The 22,397-nt window shown below is 44.8% G+C and carries 19 protein-coding genes and 4 tRNA genes; 21 read left to right on the top strand and 2 right to left on the bottom strand.

Annotated elements, in window-relative coordinates; all coding sequences use genetic code 11:
• Window positions 1–108: 108 nt before the first annotated feature.
• From mazG to eno, 3 genes are all read left to right on the top strand, one after another.
• Window positions 109–906: a nucleoside triphosphate pyrophosphohydrolase gene (gene mazG, locus BCT11_RS13450; protein WP_045397762.1), complete on the top strand. Its 798-nt coding sequence runs from the start codon at window positions 109–111 to the stop codon at window positions 904–906.
• A 151-nt stretch (window positions 907–1,057) separates the two neighbouring features.
• Window positions 1,058–2,698 (top strand): CTP synthase, encoded by a 1,641-nt coding sequence (locus tag BCT11_RS13445; protein WP_038870283.1) that lies wholly within the window; start codon window positions 1,058–1,060, stop codon window positions 2,696–2,698.
• A gap of 81 nt (window positions 2,699–2,779) precedes the next feature.
• A complete protein-coding gene (eno, locus tag BCT11_RS13440) occupies window positions 2,780–4,078 on the top strand; it encodes a phosphopyruvate hydratase (RefSeq protein WP_038870282.1) in 1,299 nt (432 codons plus the stop codon).
• Between the two features lie 79 nt (window positions 4,079–4,157).
• Here eno and BCT11_RS13435 read toward each other — a convergent pair whose 3' ends face one another.
• A complete protein-coding gene (locus BCT11_RS13435; RefSeq protein ID WP_102388512.1) occupies window positions 4,158–5,837 on the bottom strand; it encodes a discoidin domain-containing protein in 1,680 nt (559 codons plus the stop codon).
• A 230-nt stretch (window positions 5,838–6,067) separates the two neighbouring features.
• Here BCT11_RS13435 and ftsB point away from each other — a divergent pair, with 230 nt between their 5' ends.
• From ftsB to rpoS, 8 genes are all read left to right on the top strand, one after another.
• A complete protein-coding gene (ftsB, locus tag BCT11_RS13430; protein ID WP_038870281.1) occupies window positions 6,068–6,349 on the top strand; it encodes a cell division protein FtsB in 282 nt (93 codons plus the stop codon).
• Window position 6,350: 1 nt separating this feature from the next.
• On the top strand, window positions 6,351–7,058 hold the full coding sequence (gene ispD, locus BCT11_RS13425; protein WP_102388511.1) for a 2-C-methyl-D-erythritol 4-phosphate cytidylyltransferase: 708 nt from the start codon (window positions 6,351–6,353) through the stop codon (window positions 7,056–7,058).
• Between the two features lie 14 nt (window positions 7,059–7,072).
• Complete coding sequence (gene ispF / locus BCT11_RS13420; protein WP_102388510.1) at window positions 7,073–7,549, top strand: 2-C-methyl-D-erythritol 2,4-cyclodiphosphate synthase; 477 nt, start codon at window positions 7,073–7,075, stop codon at window positions 7,547–7,549.
• A gap of 46 nt (window positions 7,550–7,595) precedes the next feature.
• Window positions 7,596–8,639 carry a tRNA pseudouridine(13) synthase TruD gene (truD, locus tag BCT11_RS13415; protein WP_102388509.1) on the top strand — a complete coding sequence of 348 codons (1,044 nt, stop codon included), beginning with the start codon at window positions 7,596–7,598 and terminating at the stop codon, window positions 8,637–8,639.
• Window positions 8,639–9,415 carry a 5'/3'-nucleotidase SurE gene (gene surE, locus BCT11_RS13410; RefSeq protein WP_038870275.1) on the top strand — a complete coding sequence of 259 codons (777 nt, stop codon included), beginning with the start codon at window positions 8,639–8,641 and terminating at the stop codon, window positions 9,413–9,415. The genes truD and surE overlap by 1 nt, the downstream gene beginning before the upstream one ends.
• Window positions 9,415–10,041 (top strand): protein-L-isoaspartate(D-aspartate) O-methyltransferase, encoded by a 627-nt coding sequence (locus tag BCT11_RS13405; protein ID WP_038870274.1) that lies wholly within the window; start codon window positions 9,415–9,417, stop codon window positions 10,039–10,041. The genes surE and BCT11_RS13405 overlap by 1 nt, the downstream gene beginning before the upstream one ends.
• Before the next feature lie 14 nt (window positions 10,042–10,055).
• Window positions 10,056–10,979, top strand: coding sequence for a peptidoglycan DD-metalloendopeptidase family protein (locus BCT11_RS13400; protein WP_038870272.1), 924 nt, complete (start codon window positions 10,056–10,058; stop codon window positions 10,977–10,979).
• Between the two features lie 79 nt (window positions 10,980–11,058).
• Window positions 11,059–12,042, top strand: coding sequence for an RNA polymerase sigma factor RpoS (gene rpoS / locus BCT11_RS13395; RefSeq protein WP_038870341.1), 984 nt, complete (start codon window positions 11,059–11,061; stop codon window positions 12,040–12,042).
• An 88-nt stretch (window positions 12,043–12,130) separates the two neighbouring features.
• Here rpoS and mutS read toward each other — a convergent pair whose 3' ends face one another.
• On the bottom strand, window positions 12,131–14,692 hold the full coding sequence (gene mutS / locus BCT11_RS13390) for a DNA mismatch repair protein MutS (protein ID WP_102388508.1): 2,562 nt from the start codon (window positions 14,690–14,692) through the stop codon (window positions 12,131–12,133).
• Window positions 14,693–14,777: 85 nt separating this feature from the next.
• On the opposite strand from mutS, the gene pncC reads away from it, so the two are divergent.
• The 10 genes from pncC (at window position 14,778) to BCT11_RS13340 (ending at window position 22,325) form a co-directional block, all read left to right on the top strand.
• Entirely contained in the window at window positions 14,778–15,260 is a 483-nt protein-coding gene (gene pncC, locus BCT11_RS13385; protein ID WP_038870269.1) for a nicotinamide-nucleotide amidase, read from the top strand.
• Window positions 15,261–15,460: 200 nt separating this feature from the next.
• Window positions 15,461–16,504, top strand: a complete 1,044-nt coding sequence (gene recA / locus BCT11_RS13380) for a recombinase RecA (RefSeq protein WP_038870267.1) — start codon at window positions 15,461–15,463, stop codon at window positions 16,502–16,504.
• A gap of 206 nt (window positions 16,505–16,710) precedes the next feature.
• Window positions 16,711–17,178: a recombination regulator RecX gene (gene recX / locus BCT11_RS13375; protein WP_054757108.1), complete on the top strand. Its 468-nt coding sequence runs from the start codon at window positions 16,711–16,713 to the stop codon at window positions 17,176–17,178.
• Between the two features lie 142 nt (window positions 17,179–17,320).
• Window positions 17,321–19,918, top strand: coding sequence for an alanine--tRNA ligase (gene alaS / locus BCT11_RS13370; protein ID WP_038881218.1), 2,598 nt, complete (start codon window positions 17,321–17,323; stop codon window positions 19,916–19,918).
• A 203-nt stretch (window positions 19,919–20,121) separates the two neighbouring features.
• Window positions 20,122–21,309, top strand: coding sequence for an aspartate kinase (locus BCT11_RS13365; protein WP_038870262.1), 1,188 nt, complete (start codon window positions 20,122–20,124; stop codon window positions 21,307–21,309).
• Between the two features lie 92 nt (window positions 21,310–21,401).
• On the top strand, window positions 21,402–21,599 hold the full coding sequence (gene csrA / locus BCT11_RS13360) for a carbon storage regulator CsrA (RefSeq protein ID WP_004415691.1): 198 nt from the start codon (window positions 21,402–21,404) through the stop codon (window positions 21,597–21,599).
• Window positions 21,600–21,842: 243 nt separating this feature from the next.
• Window positions 21,843–21,934, top strand: a tRNA-Ser gene (locus BCT11_RS13355).
• Between the two features lie 30 nt (window positions 21,935–21,964).
• Window positions 21,965–22,041 (top strand) — tRNA-Arg (locus BCT11_RS13350).
• Window positions 22,042–22,070: 29 nt separating this feature from the next.
• Window positions 22,071–22,162 (top strand) — tRNA-Ser (locus BCT11_RS13345).
• Window positions 22,163–22,248: 86 nt separating this feature from the next.
• Window positions 22,249–22,325: transfer RNA gene (locus tag BCT11_RS13340), tRNA-Arg, on the top strand.
• Window positions 22,326–22,397: the final 72 nt, after the last annotated feature.

The following is a 22,397-nucleotide window of genomic DNA, read 5'->3' as shown; positions in this document are numbered from 1 at the left end:
GCCAGAAGAACCAACTACTTAGTAAAAACAGTTAGAAAACAAATTAAAGGTGAGTGGTTTTGGCTGCTCACCTTTTTCTTTAGATAGAAAGGTTTAAAGGAACAGAAAATGAGTCATCCAATTGAACAGTTAGAACAAATCATGGCGAAGTTGCGTGACCCAGACGGCGGTTGCCCATGGGACTTAAAGCAGACCTTCGACACCATTGTTCCGCACACCATTGAAGAAACCTATGAAGTGGTGGATGCGATTCAAAACCGCGATTGGCCGAACTTGCAAGAAGAGTTGGGTGACTTATTGTTTCAAGTGATTTTCTACAGCCAAATGGCAAAAGAACAGGGGCTGTTTGATTTTTCTGACGTCGTCGAAACTGTGAATGAAAAACTGACTCGTCGTCATCCTCATGTTTTTTCTGATGTTGAGTTTGAATCTGATGAAGAAATTACCGCTAATTGGGAAGCGGAAAAAGCCAAAGAAAAAGCACAAGTAGGCAAAGCTGAGGAAAGTATTCTAGACTCAATACCGAACTCTCTACCTGCGCTTTCTCGTGCTACAAAAATTCAAAAGAAATGCGCTAAATATGGTTTTGATTGGGACTCTCTGGGTCCTGTAGTCGGGAAGGTACAAGAGGAAATTGAAGAAGTGATGGAAGAGGCGCTTCAAGTCAACCCCGATGAAACCAAGGTAGAGCTTGAGTTGGGGGACTTATTATTTGCGACCGTCAACCTATCTCGTCACTTAGGCAAAGACCCTGAAGTCGCTTTGGCCAAAGCAAATCTAAAGTTCTCAAGACGCTTTAAAGGCGTGGAAACTAAAGTTGCAGCGCACGGTAAGCAACTCACAGACTTTACTCTAGATGAACTCGATTCGATGTGGGATGAAGTGAAACGAGAAGAGCAAAGCTGAAATTGCATGAATACTCGACTTTGATTTGAAGCAAAAAATAAAAAATTCCGGTGTGATAGATTTCACGTTGTGGCGTTAAGGAGCTTCTGGTATATTTACGTCCCGTCCAGAAGCACTCCATTTCCCTCATTCAACCAATTTCAGGTTAAACATGACGACAAATTACATTTTTGTTACTGGCGGGGTTGTATCCTCTCTAGGTAAAGGTATTGCAGCAGCATCTCTTGCCGCTATTCTAGAAGCTCGTGGTCTTAAAGTGACTATGATGAAGCTTGACCCTTACATCAACGTTGATCCAGGCACAATGAGCCCAACTCAACACGGTGAAGTGTTCGTTACGGAAGATGGCGCAGAGACTGACCTTGACCTTGGTCACTACGAGCGTTTCATCCGCACCAAGATGACTAAGCGTAACAACTTCACTGCAGGTCGTGTTTATGCAGACGTACTACGTAAAGAACGTCGCGGCGATTACCTAGGTGCAACCATTCAGGTTATCCCTCACATCACTAACGCTATCAAAGACCGCGTAATCGCAGGTTCTGAAGGCCATGATGTTGCTATCGTTGAAGTCGGTGGTACGGTAGGTGATATCGAATCACTACCATTTATGGAAGCTATTCGTCAGCTTGCTGTAGAACTAGGCCGTGAACGCGCAATGTTCATGCACCTAACGCTAGTTCCTTATCTAGCAGCTGCGGGCGAAGTGAAAACTAAGCCAACTCAGCACTCTGTTAAAGAGCTGCTATCTATCGGCATCCAACCAGATATTCTAGTTTGTCGTAGCGATCGTATGATCCCTGCTAACGAACGTAAGAAAATTGCTCTTTTCTGTAACGTACAAGAAAAAGCAGTTATCTCAATGAAAGATGTAGATTCTATCTACAAGATCCCTCAGCTAATCAAAGCTCAAGGTCTAGACGATCTTGTTTGTGCTCGCTTTGGCATCAATGCGCCAGAAGCTAACCTGTCTGAGTGGGAACAAGTAATTTACGAAGAAGCTAACCCAACGGCAGAAGTGACGATTGGTATGGTTGGTAAGTACATTGAACTACCAGATGCATACAAATCAGTAAACGAAGCGTTGAAACATGCTGGTCTTAAGAACCGTCTGAGCGTTAAGATTCAGTACGTTGATTCTCAAGATGTAGAGAACAAAGGTGTTGAGATCCTAGAAGGTCTAGACGCAATCCTTGTTCCTGGCGGTTTCGGTGACCGTGGTATCGAAGGTAAGATTCGCGCAGCTCAATACGCTCGTGAAAACAACGTTCCTTACCTAGGTATCTGTCTAGGCATGCAAGTGGCACTGATCGAATACGCACGTAACGTAGCGGGTATGGAAGGTGCACATTCAACAGAATTTAACAAAGAGACGAAGTACCCTGTGGTAGGTTTAATCACAGAGTGGGTTGATGGCGAAGGTAAAGTTGAAGAACGTACCGAGAAGTCTGATCTTGGTGGTACTATGCGTCTTGGTTCACAGCTATGTCACCTAGAAAAAGGTACGAAAGCTCGTGAACTATACGGCAACGCGACAATTCATGAGCGTCACCGTCACCGTTATGAAGTGAACAACAATCTTCGTCCGCAAATCGAAAAAGCAGGCCTTAAAGTATCTGGCTTGTCAGCTGACAAGAAACTGGTAGAAGTAATTGAGAACCCAGCTCACCCATGGTTCGTAGCGGCTCAATTCCACCCAGAGTTCACATCAACACCGCGTGATGGTCACCCATTGTTCGCAGGTTTCGTGAAAGCAGCTGGCGAATACCAGCGTGGCGATTTCGAGAAGTAAGTAAGGAATACAGGCAGTAACGTAAGCTGTGTTGCTGCCTTTAATTTTGACATTATATATTCAACGAGAAGGAAACATTCAATGTCTAAGATCGTTAAAGTTCTAGGTCGTGAAATCATCGATTCACGTGGTAACCCAACTGTAGAAGCTGAAGTACACCTAGAAGGCGGTTTCGTAGGTATGGCTGCTGCTCCATCTGGCGCATCTACTGGTTCTCGCGAAGCTCTTGAGCTACGTGACGGCGACAAAGCACGTTTCCTAGGTAAAGGTGTTCTTAAAGCTATCGAAGCTGTAAACGGCCCAATCGCTGAAGCTCTAGTTGGTAAAGACGCGAAAGATCAAGCTGCAATCGACGCAGTAATGATCGACCTAGACGGTACTGAAAACAAATCTAAATTCGGTGCGAACGCTATCCTAGCTGTTTCTCTAGCAAACGCTAAAGCAGCAGCTGCTGCTAAAGGCATGCCTCTATACGAGCACATCGCTGAGCTAAACGGTACAGCTGGTCAGTTCTCTATGCCTCTACCAATGATGAACATCATCAACGGTGGTGAGCACGCAGATAACAACGTTGACATCCAAGAGTTCATGATCCAACCAGTTGGTGCTAAGACTCTTAAAGAAGGTCTACGTATCGGTGCTGAAGTATTCCACAACCTAGCTAAAGTTCTTAAGTCTAAAGGCTACAGCACTGCAGTTGGTGACGAAGGTGGTTTCGCTCCTAACCTTAAGTCTAACGCTGAAGCTCTAGAAGTTATCGCAGAAGCTGTTGCAGCTGCTGGTTACGAACTAGGTAAAGACGTTACTCTAGCTATGGACTGTGCTGCATCTGAGTTCTTCGACAAAGAAGCTGGCATCTACAACATGAAAGGCGAAGGTAAAACTTTCACTTCTGAAGAGTTCAACCACTACCTAGCTGAGCTAGCTAACCAATTCCCAATCGTTTCTATCGAAGACGGTCTAGACGAGTCTGATTGGGCTGGCTTCAAGCACCAAACTGAACTACTAGGTGACAAGCTTCAACTAGTAGGTGACGATCTATTCGTTACTAACACTAAGATCCTTGCTGAAGGTATCGAGAAAGGCGTAGCTAACTCTATCCTTATCAAGTTCAACCAAATCGGTTCTCTAACTGAGACTCTAGCTGCAATCAAGATGGCTAAAGACGCAGGTTACACAGCAGTAATCTCTCACCGTTCTGGCGAAACTGAAGATGCAACTATCGCTGACCTAGCGGTAGGTACAGCTGCAGGTCAAATCAAAACTGGTTCTATGAGCCGTTCTGACCGTGTTGCTAAGTACAACCAACTTATCCGTATCGAGGAAGCTCTAGGTGAGCGCGCTCCTTTCAACGGTCTTAAAGAAGTTAAAGGTCAATAATTTAGGTTTCTAAATTATTAGCTTAACGCTTTTAAAAAACGCCTCGCATTTGCGGGGCGTTTTTTCTCCAGTTCACTTTCTATATATTTCCTTTCAGAGTAAATTCTGCTAATTGTAAGATTTCTGAACCATGGTTTTTACTGATCTCCAATTTAATGTACTGATAACTTAAAGGAGTCGTTAGTTGATAGAGCTTTGTCTGAAATCTTTTGGTAAAACTTTGCTGTGTCTGGCTATTTAGTATTTGCCAAGTGACTCCATCATTGCTGCCAAGTAGTTTCCAATTTTGAGGATCTCGATCCGAGGCATCGTTGGCTGATGTCAAAGAATACTGATGTACGGTGACCGGTTTTGGGAAGTAATATGTGATGTTTCCAGTTGAACTAAAAGTTAACCACTTGGTCGCTCTATTTTCATCGAATGCATGAGAGTGATCTTCCTTTGGAGCATTACTTGCTGAAGCAGAAGATCTGCCAGGATATTGTTGAGTTAGGTTTACTATTGTCGGGAAGTTGCCGAGCAATTCAACTTCTGCCAACTGAATTATGTTGGCTCCCGCATTTTCCGTTATGTTTAAACGGTAGTAACTGAAAGGTATAGATGGCGAAAAATCAAAGTTTCTCGTTTGATGCCTAGAAGTAAAAAATTGGTTATCTTGACTATCTAATGTTTGCCATTGATGTCCATTAATAGAGCCTTGTAGTAACCAAGCCTTAGGGTCTCGGGCTGCGACGTCATTCGCTGAAGTTATCGTATATCTCGATACAAGGGCGGGCTTATCGAATTGATAACTTATCCAACCTGTATCGGCGAAGCTAAGCCATTTAGTATTATTACTGTTGTCAAAGGCATTGTAAGCAGTCTCATAAGGTTTGTTTTCGTCGGAGGCTTTGATATTTTTTTCTAGGGCGACGGCTAGATCTTTATTCCGTTGAGGTTCTCCATCGCATTGCCCTATTGCTTGATAATGAATACTTGTTGGGCAATTATTGCCGTTATCATGCAAGCAAGTTTGATATTCACGCCATAATTCATCTACGGTGTTTGAAAAAAAATCTGTAATGTCGTTTTGCCAATTAAATCCACTAGGACTTCCCGCATACTTGTTTAATTCGTAAAGAAAGTCTCGTTGATCACCATTTGCAAGTAACTTGTGCCTTAACCAATCAATCCAAAAGGCTCCTAAATCATAAGAACTATTGTGGTCACCACCCAACGTTCGCTTCTCTTCCAGCGATTTGAATTCAGTCAGGTAGCGAACTGCATCTGCAACGCCTTCTAGAGTGCCACTGCCTTGTTCAAAATTAGAATTTTGGTAAGCATGAACCAACTCATGCACTAGTATACCTTTAATCTCAGCTTCAACCTTTTCACTTGGTAAGCTTTCTAAAAAGCAGCTGTTTATATATATGTTTGTGCTATTTATACCACCAGATTTATAAGCAACTCCGTCACAATTCGGATTGCTGAAGGGGTGAATTGTGATTTTTAAATTGCTGACATAAGGAACTTCGTTTACATCTAAATACAATAATTGATTTAGCTTAACTATATGTTGGAGAGTAAAGTCTCTGTAGTTTGGTAGGTTAGCTACAAATAACCGTCCCCCTAGGCTATTGGTATCGATACTGAACTCTAAGTTATTTGGCTCTAACGAATCTTTCCAAAGATCATCACATTGCGATGCATATAGAGGAAGAGGGCTTAAAAGGCAAAAGGTCAGCCCTAGTTTAAAGAGATTTTCCTTGTTATTTTTCATATTTACGTTCCTATTTTTGATTAGCCTGATTTGAACTATCAGGTTCGACAAAATGAACGATGTTTCAGAGCTCGGGTTAGCGTTGACTAGCTTTTGTTTTTAATGATGCTAACTTAACTTAATGTGTAAGGAGCGTGTGAGTCTCTTTTTCTGCCCTAGAGCCAACCACGCATTTATGCTATATATGTCACCTTATCTAATCCCTTCCGGTACAGAATGTTAGCAGCGATATGCGAATCTTTGTTTTAGCCCTTACGTTACTGTTTGGCTGGCTCCAATATACCCTATGGTTTGGCAAAAACGGGGTGACTGACTACTACACAGTAGAAGATGAAATTGAAGTGCAGCAACAAGTGAACAGCAAGCTGCAAGCTCGTAATAATGAGATGTTCGCAGAAATTGATGACCTGAGACAAGGTCTTGATGCGATTGAAGAACGTGCGCGTCATGAGTTAGGTTTAGTCAAAGATGGCGAGACTTTCTATCGTATTATTGACGAGGACGAGCAATAACATGCCAAAGTTGTTTTCATCTCATGTTGCGATTGTACCTGCGGCCGGTGTTGGTAGCCGTATGAAGGCTGATCGTCCTAAGCAATATCTCTTAATTGACGGAAAAGCGGTATTAGAGCACACAGTAGAGAAGCTGCTTTCTCATCCGAGGATCTCTAAAGTCGTGATCGCAATTACCGATGGCGACCCTTATTACCCTGAATTGAACATTGCTCAGCACCCAGACGTGATTTGCGTGTCTGGTGGCAAAGAAAGGGCGGATTCTGTGCTTTCAGGGCTAAACTATGTAAGAACACATCTTGAGAGCGAGTGGGTTTTAGTTCACGACGCAGCAAGACCATGTGTTCTCACATCCGATATTGACCATTTGATCGACGTTTGTAGCGCACACCCAACAGGTGGCATCCTTGCCTTTCCAGTGAGAGACACAATGAAGCGAGCAAACGTGGCACAAGATATCGATCATACGGTAGATAGAGAAGCATTGTGGCATGCACTTACCCCACAAATGTTTAAAACTCAACAATTAACACGAGCACTGACTGACGCATTAGAACAAGGTGCAACCATTACTGATGAAGCTTCGGCTTTGGAATGGTTAGGTGAAACGCCGGCTTTGGTTCAAGGTAATGCGAATAACATAAAAATTACTCAGCCAGAAGACCTCGCGTTAGCCGAGTTTTACCTAAGCCGTGAGCACGGCGAGTAAACAAAGGATAGAAAATGATTCGAATTGGTCATGGTTTCGATGTACACAAATTTGGTGGTGAAGGTCCGGTGATTATCGGTGGTGTCGCCGTTCCTTACGAACAAGGGTTGATTGCCCACTCAGATGGTGATGTGGCACTTCATGCATTGAGCGATGCACTGCTTGGTGCTATTGCTGCCGGAGATATTGGCCGTCACTTCCCAGATACCGATGATAAGTGGAAAGGGGCTGATAGCCGCGAACTGCTTAAAGATGTTTATCGCAGGGTGAAAGAACAAGGCTATCGATTAGGAAACGCTGACATCACCATCATGGCACAAGCGCCTAAAATGGCGCCACATATCGACGCAATGTGTGCCACGATTGCTGAAGACTTGGAAATCGATATCAGTAATATAAACGTAAAGGCTACGACGACAGAGCGTCTCGGTTTTACTGGACGCAAAGAAGGCATTGCAACGGAAGCAGTTGTACTTCTCTTTAAGCAATAACCTAGCAATTTGCTCCTCAGTGCTGCGTTAGCAGTGGAAAAACATCATGTCAGACATTTTATCTTCATTGGCTTACCTTACGGGTAAGCCTGTAGCATCAGCAAAAATCAAAGCGCAACCAGAACACTTTCAGGTTCGCGAAGACTTAGGTTTTGCCTTTACGGGTGAAGGCGAGCATTTAATGGTTCGTATCCGTAAAACGGGCGAGAACACCAGCTTTGTTGCTAATGAGCTAGCAAAAGCCAGTGGCGTTAAGTCGAAAGACGTTAGCTGGGCGGGTCTTAAAGACCGTCACGCTGTGACTGAACAATGGCTAAGTGTTCATTTACCGAAAGGTGAAACACCAGATTTTTCAGCATTTTTGGCGCAATACCCAAGTATCGAAATTCTGGCAACAGATCGTCACAATAAAAAACTACGCCCTGGTGACCTAGTAGGGAACGAGTTCGTGGTTACTTTGTCTGAAGTGACAGATGTAGCGGATGTTGAGCAACGCCTTGAAAAAGTGAAACAAGTTGGCGTGCCGAACTACTTTGGTAGTCAGCGTTTTGGTAACGATGGCAACAACCTTGAAGAAGCACGTCGATGGGGGCGCGAGAACGTACGTACTCGTAACCAAAACAAGCGCAGCATGTATTTGTCGGCGGCTCGTTCGTGGATCTTCAACCGCATCGTTTCAGCTCGATTAGAGCAAGGCGTGTTTGACAAGTTCATCGACGGTGATGTGGCGAAGACAACTTCTGGTACTCAGTTGATTGATGCAAGCAACATTGCTGACCTACAGGCACAATTTGCTCAGGGCGAAGTGGTTATTACTGCAGCGCTAGCTGGAGACAATGCACTTCCAACTCAAACAGATGCATTAGCCTTGGAGCAGCCTTTCTTGGATGAAGAACCCGATTTAATGGCATTAATTCGTGGGAATCGTATGCGTCACGACCGTCGTGATATTGCACTTAAACCTCAAGACTTAGCTTGGACGGTGGATGGCAACAATATTACGTTGACCTTCTCGCTAGATGCCGGTTCGTTTGCGACCTCTATCGTACGCGAGCTGGTTATCGAGGAAAAAGTAGAAAGAGAATATTAATGGAAATGGATTCACCAAACGCGAAGCCATTAAGAGTACTGCTCAGTAATGACGACGGCGTTCATGCTCAAGGAATTCATGCGCTTGCTGATGAGCTAAAAAGTATTGCTGAGGTGACGATTGTGGCACCAGATCGAAACCGGTCTGGTGCTTCGAACTCACTGACGTTAGAGCAGCCTCTGAGAGTAAATGAGATCGCACCCAACACCTTCTCTGTGCAAGGCACCCCGACAGATTGTGTTCACTTTGCATTGAATGAATTGATGAAAGGCGATTTACCTGACTTAGTTCTCACTGGGATCAATCATGGCGCGAACCTTGGCGATGATGTCTTATATTCAGGTACGGTTGCCGCTGCGATGGAAGGGCACTTTCTTGGCGTTCAATCTGTTGCTTTTTCGTTGGTGGGTAAACAGAACTTTGCAGCTGCGGCAAAAATTGCCCGTCAGCTAGTTGAGCAGCATTTGGTTAGGCCGATCCCGACTAACCGCTTACTGAACGTCAATGTTCCTGATTTACCACTAGAACAATTAGGTGAGATTGAAGTGACACGTTTAGGCGCCCGTCATCATGCCGAGAATATGATCAAGCAACAGGACCCACGTGGGCATGATATTTATTGGTTAGGTCCTCCGGGTAAAGAGCAAGATGCTGGAGAGGGCACCGATTTTTATGCGATTGAGCATGGTCGAGTTTCAATCACCCCACTGCAAGTTGACCTCACTGCTCATGAGTCTTTGCGTGCGATGGACAGTTGGTTAAAGGAAGAGAAGTAATGAGTAACCCACATGCTGACAGGTTGATAGCGTTTCTTATCTCCAGTGGCATCAGTGATCAACGCGTATTGGATGCCGTGTACTGTTTGCCGCGTGAGAGTTTTGTCTCACAGGCAATGATGCACCAAGCGTACGATAACAATGCGTTACCGATTGGTCAGGGGCAAACTATTTCTCAGCCTTACATTGTTGCGAAAATGACAGAATTGCTCGATCTCAAACAAAGCAGCAATGTGCTTGAGATAGGAACAGGGTCAGGTTATCAAACGGCTGTACTTGCTCAAATCGTTGATCATGTTTATTCCGTTGAACGCATCAAGTCTTTGCAATGGGACGCTAAGCGTCGCTTGAAACAACTGGATATTTATAATGTCTCTACCAAACATGGTGACGGCTGGCTCGGATGGGAAGCGAAAGGTCCGTTCGATGCGATTATTGTCACTGCGGCTGCGGAAAGTGTTCCCCAAGCACTTTTATCTCAGCTGAAAGAGGGCGGTAAGATGATCATACCTGTTGGTGAGGATGAGCAACAATTGTTGAAAATTGAACGCAAGGGTGAACAATTCCTTTCTACCGTGGTAGAAATGGTAAGATTTGTGCCATTAGTTGCAGGCGATTTAGCTTAAGGGTTAAAGATCAGGTGAATAGGTTCTTACGTCGTTTTGGTATTAGCTGCTTGATAGCTGCGGGACTTGTCGGTTGCGCGGCTCATTCGCCTGCGCCTGTTTCTAGCTTAAATAAAGACTATTCTAGTGTTGAACGAGGCAGTTATAGAGGCAGTTATTATGAAGTAAAGAAAGGAGATACACTTTATTTCATAGCTTATGTCACAGATAAGAATGTAAATGACCTTGTTCGTTACAATGAACTTAACGCACCCTATACGATTTTCCCTGGTCAACGATTAAAACTTTGGGCACCGAAATATGTTGCTCCAAAATATGGTCATAAAGTGGAACCCGTTGTTCCTCCAGTGGTTGCGACAAAACCAGCGCCAGTGACTAAAACATCAACAGCGTCAAAGCCGTCAAATTCAAGTAAAAGCTCTACTCAAAAGCCGGCGACCACTACGCCTAAAGTTGCACAAAAACAGCCGCCAAAGAAGGTTGAACAATCCAAACCAAAGGAGTATGTTGGGTCAAAAGGTAATCAGAATGTTAAACCGAAACCACCAGTAACTGCGGCGAAAAACGATAAAGTATCAAAGTGGTTGTGGCCAACAAAAGGGAGAGTAATCAAGAACTTCTCAGCGGGAGAACAAGGAAATAAAGGCATAGACATCGCAGGACAGCGTGGTCAGCCTATCGTTTCAACCGCGGCCGGCACTGTTGTGTACTCAGGTAATGCGCTACGAGGTTATGGCAACCTAATTATAGTGAAGCATAACGACAATTATTTAAGCGCATACGCACACAATGACAGATTGCTGGTATCAGAAGGACAAAGTGTCAAGAGCGGACAAAAAATCGCTACCATGGGTAGTTCTGGTTCTAAGTCAGTTAAGCTCCACTTTGAAATTCGCTATCAAGGTAAATCCGTAAATCCAAAACGATATTTACCTTAAAACTTTGAATAACAACTTGCGACATCATTTAGCGACATATTGAGTTGTTATGTTTGCTAACTCGCCAGGGGGAGGCGTTATGAGTATCAGCAACACAGTCACCAAAGTTGAAGAGTTCGAATATGACAACGCAACGACAGGAAGCGGAAGTCCTGAACTTGAAAAAACATCTAAAAAAACCAAAGCAACAGCTCGCGAAGAGTTTGATGCGAGCAATAAAAGTCTAGATGCGACACAACTGTACTTAGGCGAAATTGGCTTTTCACCACTACTCACAGCAGAAGAAGAAGTACTTTACGCTCGTAGAGCATTACGTGGCGATGAAGCTGCCCGTAAGCGAATGATCGAAAGTAATTTACGTCTTGTCGTGAAGATCTCTCGTCGTTACAGCAATCGCGGTTTAGCACTTCTTGATCTTATCGAAGAAGGTAATCTGGGCTTGATCCGTGCGGTTGAGAAGTTTGATCCTGAACGAGGTTTCCGTTTTTCAACCTACGCAACGTGGTGGATTCGCCAAACGATTGAGCGTGCGTTGATGAACCAAACTCGCACCATTCGTTTGCCAATTCATGTGGTTAAAGAGCTAAACATTTATCTGCGTACCGCACGTGAACTTTCTCAGAAGCTCGACCATGAACCAACGGCAGAAGAAATTGCAGCTCAGCTAGATATTCCAGTTGAAGACGTAAGTAAAATGCTTCGCCTTAACGAGCGTATCAGCTCTGTCGATACACCTATCGGTGGTGATGGCGAGAAAGCGCTACTGGATATAATTCCTGATGCAAACAATTCGGATCCCGAAGTATCCACTCAAGACGATGACATCAAATCCTCGTTGATTGACTGGCTAGAAGAGCTAAATCCAAAACAGAAAGAAGTGCTTGCTCGTCGTTTTGGTTTACTTGGCTACGAGCCATCAACGCTTGAGGAAGTGGGACGTGAGATTGGTCTAACACGTGAACGTGTACGTCAGATTCAAGTTGAAGGTTTACGTCGATTGCGCGAAATCTTGATTAAGCAAGGTTTGAACATGGAAAACCTGTTCAACGTGGAAGTCGACTAGGACAGTCCTGCTTTAAAGGTGAATTTAGAATAAACAAAAGGCTATGGGAAACCATAGCCTTTTTGCGTTTTATTGAAGATGCGTCAGATTAGAGCATCTCCCTCAAGCGGTAAAGCTCTTCCAATGCCTGACGTGGCGTTAGATCGTCAGGATCAATATTCGACAGTGCTTGCTCTACATCGCTTGGCTCTGGGATCAAGCTTAGTTGGTTTGCTACATCGACAGCACTTGGTCGTGGAGAGTCATTACCTTGACCTAATTGCTCAAGCTGAGACAGTTTGTTGCGCGCATTCTTGATCACGGGTTTTGGAACTCCAGCCAACCCAGCAACGGCAAGGCCGTAAGACTTGCTTGCTGCACCTTCTTGGACTGCGTGCATAAAGGCAATGCTGTCACCGTGCTCTACTGCATCTAGGTGGACGTTGGCAAGATTTGGCAGTTGGTTTGGCAGTTCAGTCAACTCAAAATAGTGCGTTGCAAACAGGGTCATTGCGCCTATTTGTGTGGCTAGCCATTCTGCACTTGCCCATGCTAAAGAAAGACCATCATAAGTACTGGTACCGCGGCCGATCTCATCCATTAACACCAAGCTGTTTTGAGTCGCATTATGAAGAATATTCGCTGTTTCGGTCATTTCTACCATGAAGGTAGAGCGCCCGGAAGCAAGGTCATCGGATGCGCCAATACGAGTAAATATACGATCCAAAGATCCGATATGAGCTGATTCCGCTGGTACGTATGAACCAATGTGAGCCATCAAAGCAATCAACGCAGTTTGGCGCATGTAGGTCGATTTACCACCCATGTTTGGACCAGTGATGATCAGCATCTTACGGTCTGAGCTTAACTCTATTGGGTTAGCAATAAATGGTTCACTGGTTACTTGTTCCACAACAGGGTGGCGGCCTGCTTGAATACTGATACCGGCTTCTTTATCTAGAGTCGGGCGACAGTAATCTAACGTGTCTGCACGTTCGGCAAGGTTTTGTAAAACGTCCAACTGAGAAATCGCTGACGCAAGGTTTTGCATTTTCTCAAGGTTTGGCATCAATAAATCAAACAGCTCTTCCCACAGTTTCTTCTCTACTGCTAACGCTTTTGACTTAGAGTTTAGAACCTTGTCTTCATGCTCTTTCAACTCTGGAATGATGTAGCGTTCTGCATTTTTCAGTGTTTGTCGACGCACATAATGTGGTGGAACCAAGTGGCTTTGGCCACGACTAACCTGAATAAAGAAACCGTGTACGGCGTTGTAGCCTACTTTTAGTGTATCAATACCGTGGCGCTCACGTTCGTCTGCTTCGAGCTTTTCTAGATACTCGGTTGCGCCATCTGCGAGTTTACGCCATTCATCAAGCTCAGCGTTGTAGCCCTCTGCAATCACACCACCCTCGCGAATAACCACTGGTGGATTTTCTTTGATTGCACGTTCTAGCAGATCACAGACATCATCAATTGGCGCGGCAAATTGAGCCAATCTAATTAGGTAAGGATGCGCCAGAGAAGACGTTACACTTTCCAATTCTGGGAGTTGTTGCATTGCGTAACGCAGTCGAGCCATATCGCGAGGACGAGCAGAACGAAGTGCTAAGCGAGCCAAAATACGCTCAATATCACCAATCTGTTTGAAAATTGGTTGAATGTCGGTGAACAAGCTTTGATCTTTGATTTCGCTGATCGCATCTAAGCGATTGTTTAAGGTATCAATACAGCGCATTGGTTGGTGTAACCAGCGCTTGAGCATACGACTGCCCATTGCGGTTGCACAATGATCTAAGACTTCCGCAAGCGTGTTATCAGTGCCACCTGATAGGTTTTGTGTTAGCTCAAGGTTGCGACGAGTCGCTGCGTCAAGAATCACAGAGTGATCTTGTCTGTCGTAGGTGAGTGAACGAATGTGTGGCAGGGCAGTACGTTGAGTGTCCTTTACATATTGAATCAAACAGCCAGCGGCACATAAGCCAAGTGATGCGTGTTCAACACCAAAGCCCACTAAGTCACGAGTGCCAAATTGTTGGTTAAGCTGTTGCTTCGCAGTATCGAGCTCAAACTCCCAAACAGGGCGGCGGCGGTTACCATTACGGTTAGACATGAGGTGAACGGCCTCAAAATCTTCAGGGAAAAGTAGCTCTCGTGGGGCCGTACGTTGAAGTTCTGCTGCCATCGCTTCTTCGGTTTCAGGCTCAACCAATTGGAAGCGTCCAGAAGTTACATCCAATGTCGCGTAACCAAATTTACCATTGTGCTGATAGATTGCTGCAATCAGGTTATCGATACGCTCAGATAGCAGAGCTTCGTCGGTCACAGTACCTGGCGTGACGATGCGTACTACTTTACGTTCAACCGGACCTTTGCTTGTTGCAGGATCGCCAATCTGTTCACAAATCGCCACAGACTCACCAAGCTGAACAAGTTTGGCTAGATAACCTTCAACGGCGTGGAATGGAACGCCAGCCATTGGGATAGGTTCACCTGCCGATGCACCGCGTTTAGTCAACGAAATATCAAGCAATTGAGATGCGCGTTTTGCATCGTCGTAGAAGAGTTCGTAGAAGTCGCCCATGCGGTAAAACAGCAAGATTTCAGGATTCTCAGCCTTTAGCTTGAGGTATTGCTGCATCATCGGAGTGTGTTTTTGTTCAGCTTTCACAGGTAAGTACTTTTGTTTATTTCCGTAGCGGCTTAGGATACGTGAATCCCTATCAAGTAAAAAGAGACAAAGGGCATTTTTGGCTATGGAAAGAGCAACAAAATTGAGTGCCGATTTAGGGGCATTATTGGCTAAGCATGGGCATATTTTAACGACGGCAGAATCTTGCACTGGAGGTGGGGTTGCAACAGCAATCACTGATATTGCAGGTAGCTCTGCTTGGCTAGACCGCGCATTTGTGACCTACAGCAATGAAGCTAAAATGGAAATGCTTGGTGTACAAGCTTCAACATTAGAAGCGCACGGTGCTGTGAGTGAGCCAGTCGTGATTGAAATGGTGCTGGGCGCCCTAAATCATTCAAATGCAACTATTGGAGTCTCGATAAGTGGCATAGCTGGCCCTAGCGGTGGAAGCGAAGAAAAGCCTGTTGGGACGGTTTGTTTTGCCTTTGCAGATAATCAGAATTGGCAGCAAGTGGAAACCATGCATTTTACTGGTGATCGTGCGCAAGTTCGCAAAAAAGCGATTGAGCATGCACTGACTCAACTGCATCAGTATTTGATCTAGAATTTCTTTAATTGTCGTAGCCCAGTTTTGATAAGGGCTGGAGCAAATAGTAGGTTTAGGTCTGCCAAATTTTTTTCATACAGGTATAGACACTGTATGAATCAACAGTATAATGACTTTCATTGATGAGCAGTTCTTCTGCTCAAGAAAAATGAATTATGATTCATCGCCCAAAGAAGATGAATAAATCGGAGAAAGTAATGGACGAGAACAAACAGAAAGCGCTCGCCGCTGCGCTAGGTCAAATTGAAAAGCAATTCGGTAAAGGCTCTATCATGCGCCTTGGTGATAACCGCGCAATGGACGTAGAAACCATCTCAACGGGTTCTCTTTCTCTTGATATCGCTTTGGGTGCTGGTGGTCTGCCAATGGGTCGTATCGTAGAAGTTTACGGTCCAGAATCTTCAGGTAAAACAACGCTAACTCTAGAGCTTATTGCAGCAGCGCAACGTGAAGGCAAAACTTGTGCATTTATCGATGCGGAGCACGCGCTAGATCCTGTATACGCGAAGAAACTAGGTGTTGATATCGATGCTCTACTTGTTTCTCAGCCTGATACGGGTGAGCAAGCTCTTGAGATTTGTGACGCACTTGCACGTTCTGGTGCTATCGACGTCATGGTTGTCGACTCTGTTGCGGCACTTACTCCAAAGGCTGAAATTGAAGGCGAAATGGGCGACAGCCACATGGGTCTTCAAGCTCGTATGCTTTCTCAAGCAATGCGTAAGCTTACAGGTAACCTAAAGCAGTCTAACTGTATGTGTATCTTCATCAACCAAATTCGTATGAAGATTGGTGTGATGTTCGGTAACCCTGAAACCACTACTGGTGGTAACGCTCTTAAATTCTACGCTTCTGTTCGTCTAGATATCCGCCGTACTGGCGCAATCAAAGAAGGCGATGAAGTTGTGGGTAACGAAACGCGCATTAAAGTGGTTAAAAACAAGATTGCTGCACCGTTTAAAGAAGCGAATACGCAAATCATGTATGGCCAAGGCTTCAATCGTGAAGGTGAATTAGTCGACCTAGGCGTTAAGCACAAGCTAGTAGAAAAAGCGGGTGCATGGTACAGCTACCAAGGCGATAAGATCGGTCAAGGTAAAGCGAACGCTTGTAACTACCTACGTGAGCACACCGAAGTGGCAAAGACTATCGATGCTAAGCTACGTGAAATGCTACTTTCTCCTGCTTTACCTGAAGCGCCAGAAGCCGGTGAAAAATCAGAGCAAGAAGAAGAGTTTTAATTTTTTCTTCAATTAATATCTAACAAAGCCCTGCGATGCGGGGCTTTGTTGTATCTGCTGAAATCAAAACCGTTAAAAATAAAGGGCAGATTAATATCAATCCCAGTAAGTAGGTGAGCAGAACTGGCACAGCAACCAGCTAGAGTGGGCAGTTATTTACTACGATTGTTTTAGAGTCTGTACAGCAAAATAGTTTTAGGATCATCATGTACCAAAAGCGTCAAGCTCCGACGTTGTCGAGCAAAGAAGCGGCGATTCAGCTACTAAGCCGTCGTGATCATGGACAATACGAGCTCTATCAAAAGCTGGCTCTAAAAGGTTATGAAGAGGCAGATATCGAAGTGGCCATCAACTTTTGCCTCGACCACAATTACTTAGATGACTTACGTTATGCCAAAAGTCAGATTCGCCAACACGTCTATAAAGGGCATGGTGAAAGGAGAATTCGACAGGAGTTGAATCAAAAACGCGTGGCTGAATGCATCATTGAAACAGCGATGGAAGAGGAACCACAAGACTGGTTTGAACTGGCAAGAACGGCGGCTGAGAAGAAATTCAAAGGAATGAAAGCCAAAGACCAGAAAGAATACGCTAAACAGGTGCGATTTATGCAATATCGTGGCTATAGTTTTGACCAAATCAGCTATGCGCTGAGCTTTGATGACGAAGATTAGCGGTCAGTAGCTCACACTGTTTTTTGTTTTGCTTCAAATTTTTTCCTCTAATGCCTCTTTTCCACAAGAAAACTAGTCGTAGCTGATTGCATGATCTACAATACGGCAAAATTCTAACTCGACTATTTTCAGGAAGAGCTGCATGTACATGAGCACTGATGAGGTTCGTAACGCGTTCCTCAAGTTCTTTGAGAGCAAAGGACACCAAATCGTAGAAAGTTCATCGTTAGTTCCACATAACGACCCAACCCTGCTGTTCACAAACGCGGGTATGAACCAATTTAAAGATTGTTTCTTAGGCTTAGAAAAACGAGCCTACACTCGAGCGACTACGGCTCAACGTTGTGTACGTGCTGGTGGTAAACACAACGACCTGGAAAACGTTGGCTTCACTGCTCGTCACCACACATTCTTTGAAATGCTAGGTAACTTCAGCTTTGGCGATTACTTCAAAGAAGACGCTATCGCGTTCGCTTGGGAATTCCTAACAGTAACCCTTAAGCTGCCAGCAGACCGTCTACTGGTAACCGTTTACGAGACAGACGACGAAGCATTCGATATCTGGAACCAAAAAGTAGGCGTTCCAGCAGACCGCATTATTCGCATCGGCGACAAGAAAGGTGGTAAACCATACGAGTCAGATAACTTCTGGCAAATGGGTGACACAGGTCCTTGTGGTCCATGTACTGAAATCTTCTACGATCACGGTGAGCACATCTGGGGTGGCCGTCCTGGCACACCTGAAGAAGATGGTGACCGTTTCATCGAGATCTGGAACAACGTATTCATGCAGTTCAACCGTCACGCAGACGGCACTATGGAACCGCTACCAAAGCCATCGGTAGATACTGGTATGGGTATCGAGCGTATCTCTGCAATTATGCAAGGCGTTCACTCAAACTACGAAATCGATGTGTTCCAAGCTCTTATCAAAGCTGCTGCTGAAGTGATTGGCTACGAAGATCTATCAAACCAATCGCTACGCGTTATCGCTGACCACATCCGTTCATGTTCATTCCTGATCGTTGATGGCGTTATGCCTTCAAACGAAGGTCGTGGTTACGTTCTACGTCGTATCATCCGTCGTGCAGTTCGTCACGGTAACAAGCTGGGCGCACAAGGTGCATTCTTCCACAAACTGGTTGGTGTACTAGCGGAAATCATGGGTACGGCTGGTGAAGAGCTGAAGCGTCAACAAGCTGTGGTTGAAAAAGTACTGCGTATCGAAGAAGAAAACTTCGGCCGTACACTTGAGCGCGGTATGGCGATTCTAAACGAAGCACTAGATAACATTTCTTCTCAAGGAACGGACGGTAAAGTACTAGACGGCGAAACCGTATTTAAACTTTACGATACTTACGGCTTCCCAGCTGACTTAACTAATGACGTTGCACGTGAACGTGAGTTTGCAATCGACGAAGAAGGTTTCGAGAAAGCGATGGAAGAGCAGCGTCAACGTGCGCGTGAAGCTGGTAACTTCGGTACTGACTATAACGCAGCAATCAAAGTTGATACGCAAACAGAATTCTGTGGTTACACAGGTACTAAAGGCTCTAGCTCTGTAGCGGCGATGTTCGTTGAAGGCAACGAAGTAGAATCTCTATCTGCTGGCGACAAAGCCATCATCGTGCTTGGTGAAACACCATTCTACGCAGAGTCAGGCGGTCAGTGTGGTGACGCTGGTGAGATCCGTACTGAAGCTGGTGTATTCCGTGTTGAAGACACTCAAAAACTAGGTAACGCAATCGCACACCACGGTGTAATGGCTGAAGGCGTTCTAGCAAAAGGTGATGAAGTTGCCACTATCGTTGACGCAGAGCGTCGCGCTGCAATCTCTCTAAACCACTCAGCAACGCACTTGCTGCATGCTGCACTTCGCCAATTACTTGGTGAGCACGTAACGCAGAAAGGCTCTCTAGTAAAAGCGGATAGCCTACGTTTCGACTTCTCACACTTAGAAGCGGTAACGGCAGCTGAGCTAAAAGAAGTTGAGCGTCTAGTAAATGCTCAAATTCGTCGCAACCACACGATTGAAACTAACGTGATGGATATCGAGTCTGCTAAGAAGAAAGGCGCAATGGCGTTGTTCGGCGAGAAGTACGATGACGAAGTACGTGTACTGTCTATGGGTGACTTTTCTACTGAACTTTGTGGTGGTATCCACGCTTCAAACACAGGTGACATCGGTCTATTCAAGATCACATCTGAAGGTGGTATCGCAGCAGGTATCCGTCGTATCGAAGCGGTAACGGGTGAAGGTGCGCTAGACGCAATCGAAGCTCAAGCGGCTAAGTACGAAGAGAAACTGGCTGAATCAGCGCAGAAAGCAAAATCTCTAGAGAAAGAAATCCAGAAACTGAAAGACAAGATGGCTGCGGCAGAAAGCGCAAACATCATGGGTAAAGTTCAGGATATCAACGGTACTAAAGTACTGATTGCTGCTCTAGAAGGCGCAGATAACAAGAACCTACGTACTATGGTTGATGACATCAAGAACCAAGTAGGTAGCGGTGTAATCCTTCTTGCTAACGTGAACGATGACAAGATCGGTCTGATTGCAGGCGTAACCAAAGACCTTATCGGTAAAGTGAAAGCAGGTGACCTAGTTAAGATGGTTGCTGAGCAAGTTGGCGGTAAAGGCGGTGGTCGTCCTGATATGGCGCAAGCTGGTGGTACAGATGTATCTGCACTACCAGAAGCGATTCAATCAGTACAGCCATGGCTAGAAGAGCGCTTATAAGCTTTTAACATCCTTTACGCTCAATCAAAGTTATTTGATTGAGCGTAATTTTTTTATAGTAACCAAGTGGTTTAATTGACCGTATTTTAACCAGGTCATTTACGTCGCTTGGTTTTTGTTGTAACTACCGCTTATATAATTTTGCAATCAATAGAATATGAAGTGGTCCTAATGAGACTTTGGTCTTGGGAAGGTGAAGACTGGTGAAAAAGCCCCTTATCGTGCAAAAGTTTGGCGGAACTTCTGTGGGTTCAATTGAGAGAATCCACCAAGTCGCTGAACACATCATTAAGGCGAAAGATGATGGTAATCAAGTTGTCGTTGTTGTGTCTGCAATGTCAGGCGAAACAAATCGATTGATGGATCTAGCTAACCAAATAGATAGCGTTCCAACAGCTCGAGAACTTGATGTTTTGCTCTCTGCTGGTGAGCAAGTGTCGATGGCACTACTGGCAATGACCCTTAATAAATTGGGTTATGCTGCTCGCTCACTTACCGGAGCACAAGCGAACATTGTGACGGACAATCAACACAATGACGCGACGATTAAGCACATTGATACTTCTACGATCTTTGACTTACTTAAGCAAGATCAAATCGTTATCGTGGCAGGTTTCCAAGGTGTGAATGAAAATGGGGATATCACCACATTAGGTCGAGGTGGCTCTGATACGAGCGCAGTGACACTTGCAGGCGCGTTAAGTGCTGATGAGTGCCAAATCTTTACCGACGTTGATGGTATATATACTTGTGACCCTCGTGTAGTGAAAAACGCTCAGAAATTGGACGTTATCGATTTTCCTTCTATGGAGGCGATGGCGAGCCGAGGAGCGAAGGTACTGCATCTACCTTCTGTGCAATACGCATGGAAGAATAATGTGCCACTACGTGTGCTTTCGACCTTCGATATTAATGAAGGCAGTTTGGTGAAAGGGGAGGCGGGTAAGCAAGCCGTTTCCGGTATAGCGATTCAACGTGACCTTGCCATAATTGAAGTCGACAGTGACCACCTGTCTAGTGTCGCAAAGCAATGTCAGATGTTAGGCATCGACATTTGGAATGTGATCGAGGAAACAGAACGAACAGGTATCATGATAAAACAAGATGCATGTGCCAAGTTGGATCTGGTGTTCAGCGATAAAATCCGTAATAGTGAAGTAGTAAGCCTGTTGACCGCAGTGGGGCTTGAAGCCAATGGAATGGTTGAGCACGCATGCGATTTGTTGGCACAGCAAGATATTGCAATTAATTTCTGCTCAACGAATGCACTCACTATGATGCTAGTCTTACCACCAGAGTGTGTGGATACAGCAGCAAATATTCTCCATGATGCTTACATTAGATCGAGTGAAGCATTAAGCATTCAGCAAAAACATGCCTTTTTAGGCTAATTTTCCGTAACAAGGTAGTTTACGAAAATATAACTTTTGTTGGATAATAGCTTTGTAGCAAGAAAATTTAGAGATTACTCAAGGAGCAAAGAATGCTAATTTTGACTCGCCGCGTAGGCGAAACACTGATGATTGGTGATGAAGTGACTGTAACTGTACTAGGTGTTAAAGGTAACCAAGTACGTATCGGCGTTAACGCTCCGAAAGAGGTTTCAGTTCACCGTGAAGAAATCTACATGCGCATTCAAGCTGAAAAAGGCAATGGTAACGTTGCTTCTGGTAACTACTAAGCTGCTCCTGTTTATAGAGCTTAGTTTGAATGAAAAAGGCTAGCCATTGGGCTGGCCTTTTTAGTTTTAGATAAATGTCATTTTTTAAGAGAAGATTCTCTTTTTTTCATCATAATAGAGTGATAAAGTTTGTTTAATAATCACTTTGATTAAATCCGCATCGGTTAAGCGATTTTTGCGTTTTTTTTCAAAGAAAGTGTTTGACATATTTTCGGTAAAACGTAATATGTGCCTCCGCAAGACGGTGAGGTGGCCGAGAGGCTGAAGGCGCTCCCCTGCTAAGGGAGTATACGGTTTATCCCGTATCGAGGGTTCGAATCCCTCCTTCACCGCCATTCTTGCAACGTTGATTTATCAACAAAAGTGCGTCCTTAGCTCAGCTGGATAGAGTACCTGGCTACGAACCAGGCGGTCGGAGGTTCGAATCCTCCAGGACGCGCCATATCTCTTTTGAGATATAACAATGAAAACGGTGAGGTGGCCGAGAGGCTGAAGGCGCTCCCCTGCTAAGGGAGTATACGGTTTATCCCGTATCGAGGGTTCGAATCCCTCCTTCACCGCCATTCATTGACTGGCCCGTTGGCCTTTTTTTTGTTTCGTAAGAAATGAAATGTGATGTACTTCACACCTTCCTAGCAAGAAGAATTGCGCGTCCTTAGCTCAGCTGGATAGAGTACCTGGCTACGAACCAGGCGGTCGGAGGTTCGAATCCTCCAGGACGCGCCACTATTTAATAATTCGTTTGATAAACGGGTTATACAAAGTAAAATAAAGATTATTGCGCGTCCTTAGCTCAGC

Origin of the sequence: Vibrio sp. 10N.222.52.B12 (genome assembly GCF_002875385.1) — a bacterium.
In the GTDB taxonomy this organism is placed as follows: Bacteria; Pseudomonadota; Gammaproteobacteria; order Enterobacterales; family Vibrionaceae; genus Vibrio; species Vibrio jasicida.
This window is presented reverse-complemented; position numbering and strand designations above follow the sequence as displayed.

Coding starts and splice junctions, on each gene's coding strand:
- csrA (WP_004415691.1), top strand. CDS start 21,402: ATGCTAATTTTGACTCGCCGCGTAGGCGAAACACTGATGATTGGTGAT.
- truD (WP_102388509.1), top strand. CDS start 7,596: ATGTCAGACATTTTATCTTCATTGGCTTACCTTACGGGTAAGCCTGTA.
- recA (WP_038870267.1), top strand. CDS start 15,461: ATGGACGAGAACAAACAGAAAGCGCTCGCCGCTGCGCTAGGTCAAATT.
- BCT11_RS13405 (WP_038870274.1), top strand. CDS start 9,415: ATGAGTAACCCACATGCTGACAGGTTGATAGCGTTTCTTATCTCCAGT.
- alaS (WP_038881218.1), top strand. CDS start 17,321: ATGTACATGAGCACTGATGAGGTTCGTAACGCGTTCCTCAAGTTCTTT.
- rpoS (WP_038870341.1), top strand. CDS start 11,059: ATGAGTATCAGCAACACAGTCACCAAAGTTGAAGAGTTCGAATATGAC.
- recX (WP_054757108.1), top strand. CDS start 16,711: ATGTACCAAAAGCGTCAAGCTCCGACGTTGTCGAGCAAAGAAGCGGCG.
- mazG (WP_045397762.1), top strand. CDS start 109: ATGAGTCATCCAATTGAACAGTTAGAACAAATCATGGCGAAGTTGCGT.
- ftsB (WP_038870281.1), top strand. CDS start 6,068: ATGCGAATCTTTGTTTTAGCCCTTACGTTACTGTTTGGCTGGCTCCAA.
- ispD (WP_102388511.1), top strand. CDS start 6,351: ATGCCAAAGTTGTTTTCATCTCATGTTGCGATTGTACCTGCGGCCGGT.
- BCT11_RS13445 (WP_038870283.1), top strand. CDS start 1,058: ATGACGACAAATTACATTTTTGTTACTGGCGGGGTTGTATCCTCTCTA.
- surE (WP_038870275.1), top strand. CDS start 8,639: ATGGAAATGGATTCACCAAACGCGAAGCCATTAAGAGTACTGCTCAGT.
- pncC (WP_038870269.1), top strand. CDS start 14,778: ATGGAAAGAGCAACAAAATTGAGTGCCGATTTAGGGGCATTATTGGCT.
- ispF (WP_102388510.1), top strand. CDS start 7,073: ATGATTCGAATTGGTCATGGTTTCGATGTACACAAATTTGGTGGTGAA.
- BCT11_RS13435 (WP_102388512.1), bottom strand. CDS start 5,837: ATGAAAAATAACAAGGAAAATCTCTTTAAACTAGGGCTGACCTTTTGC.
- eno (WP_038870282.1), top strand. CDS start 2,780: ATGTCTAAGATCGTTAAAGTTCTAGGTCGTGAAATCATCGATTCACGT.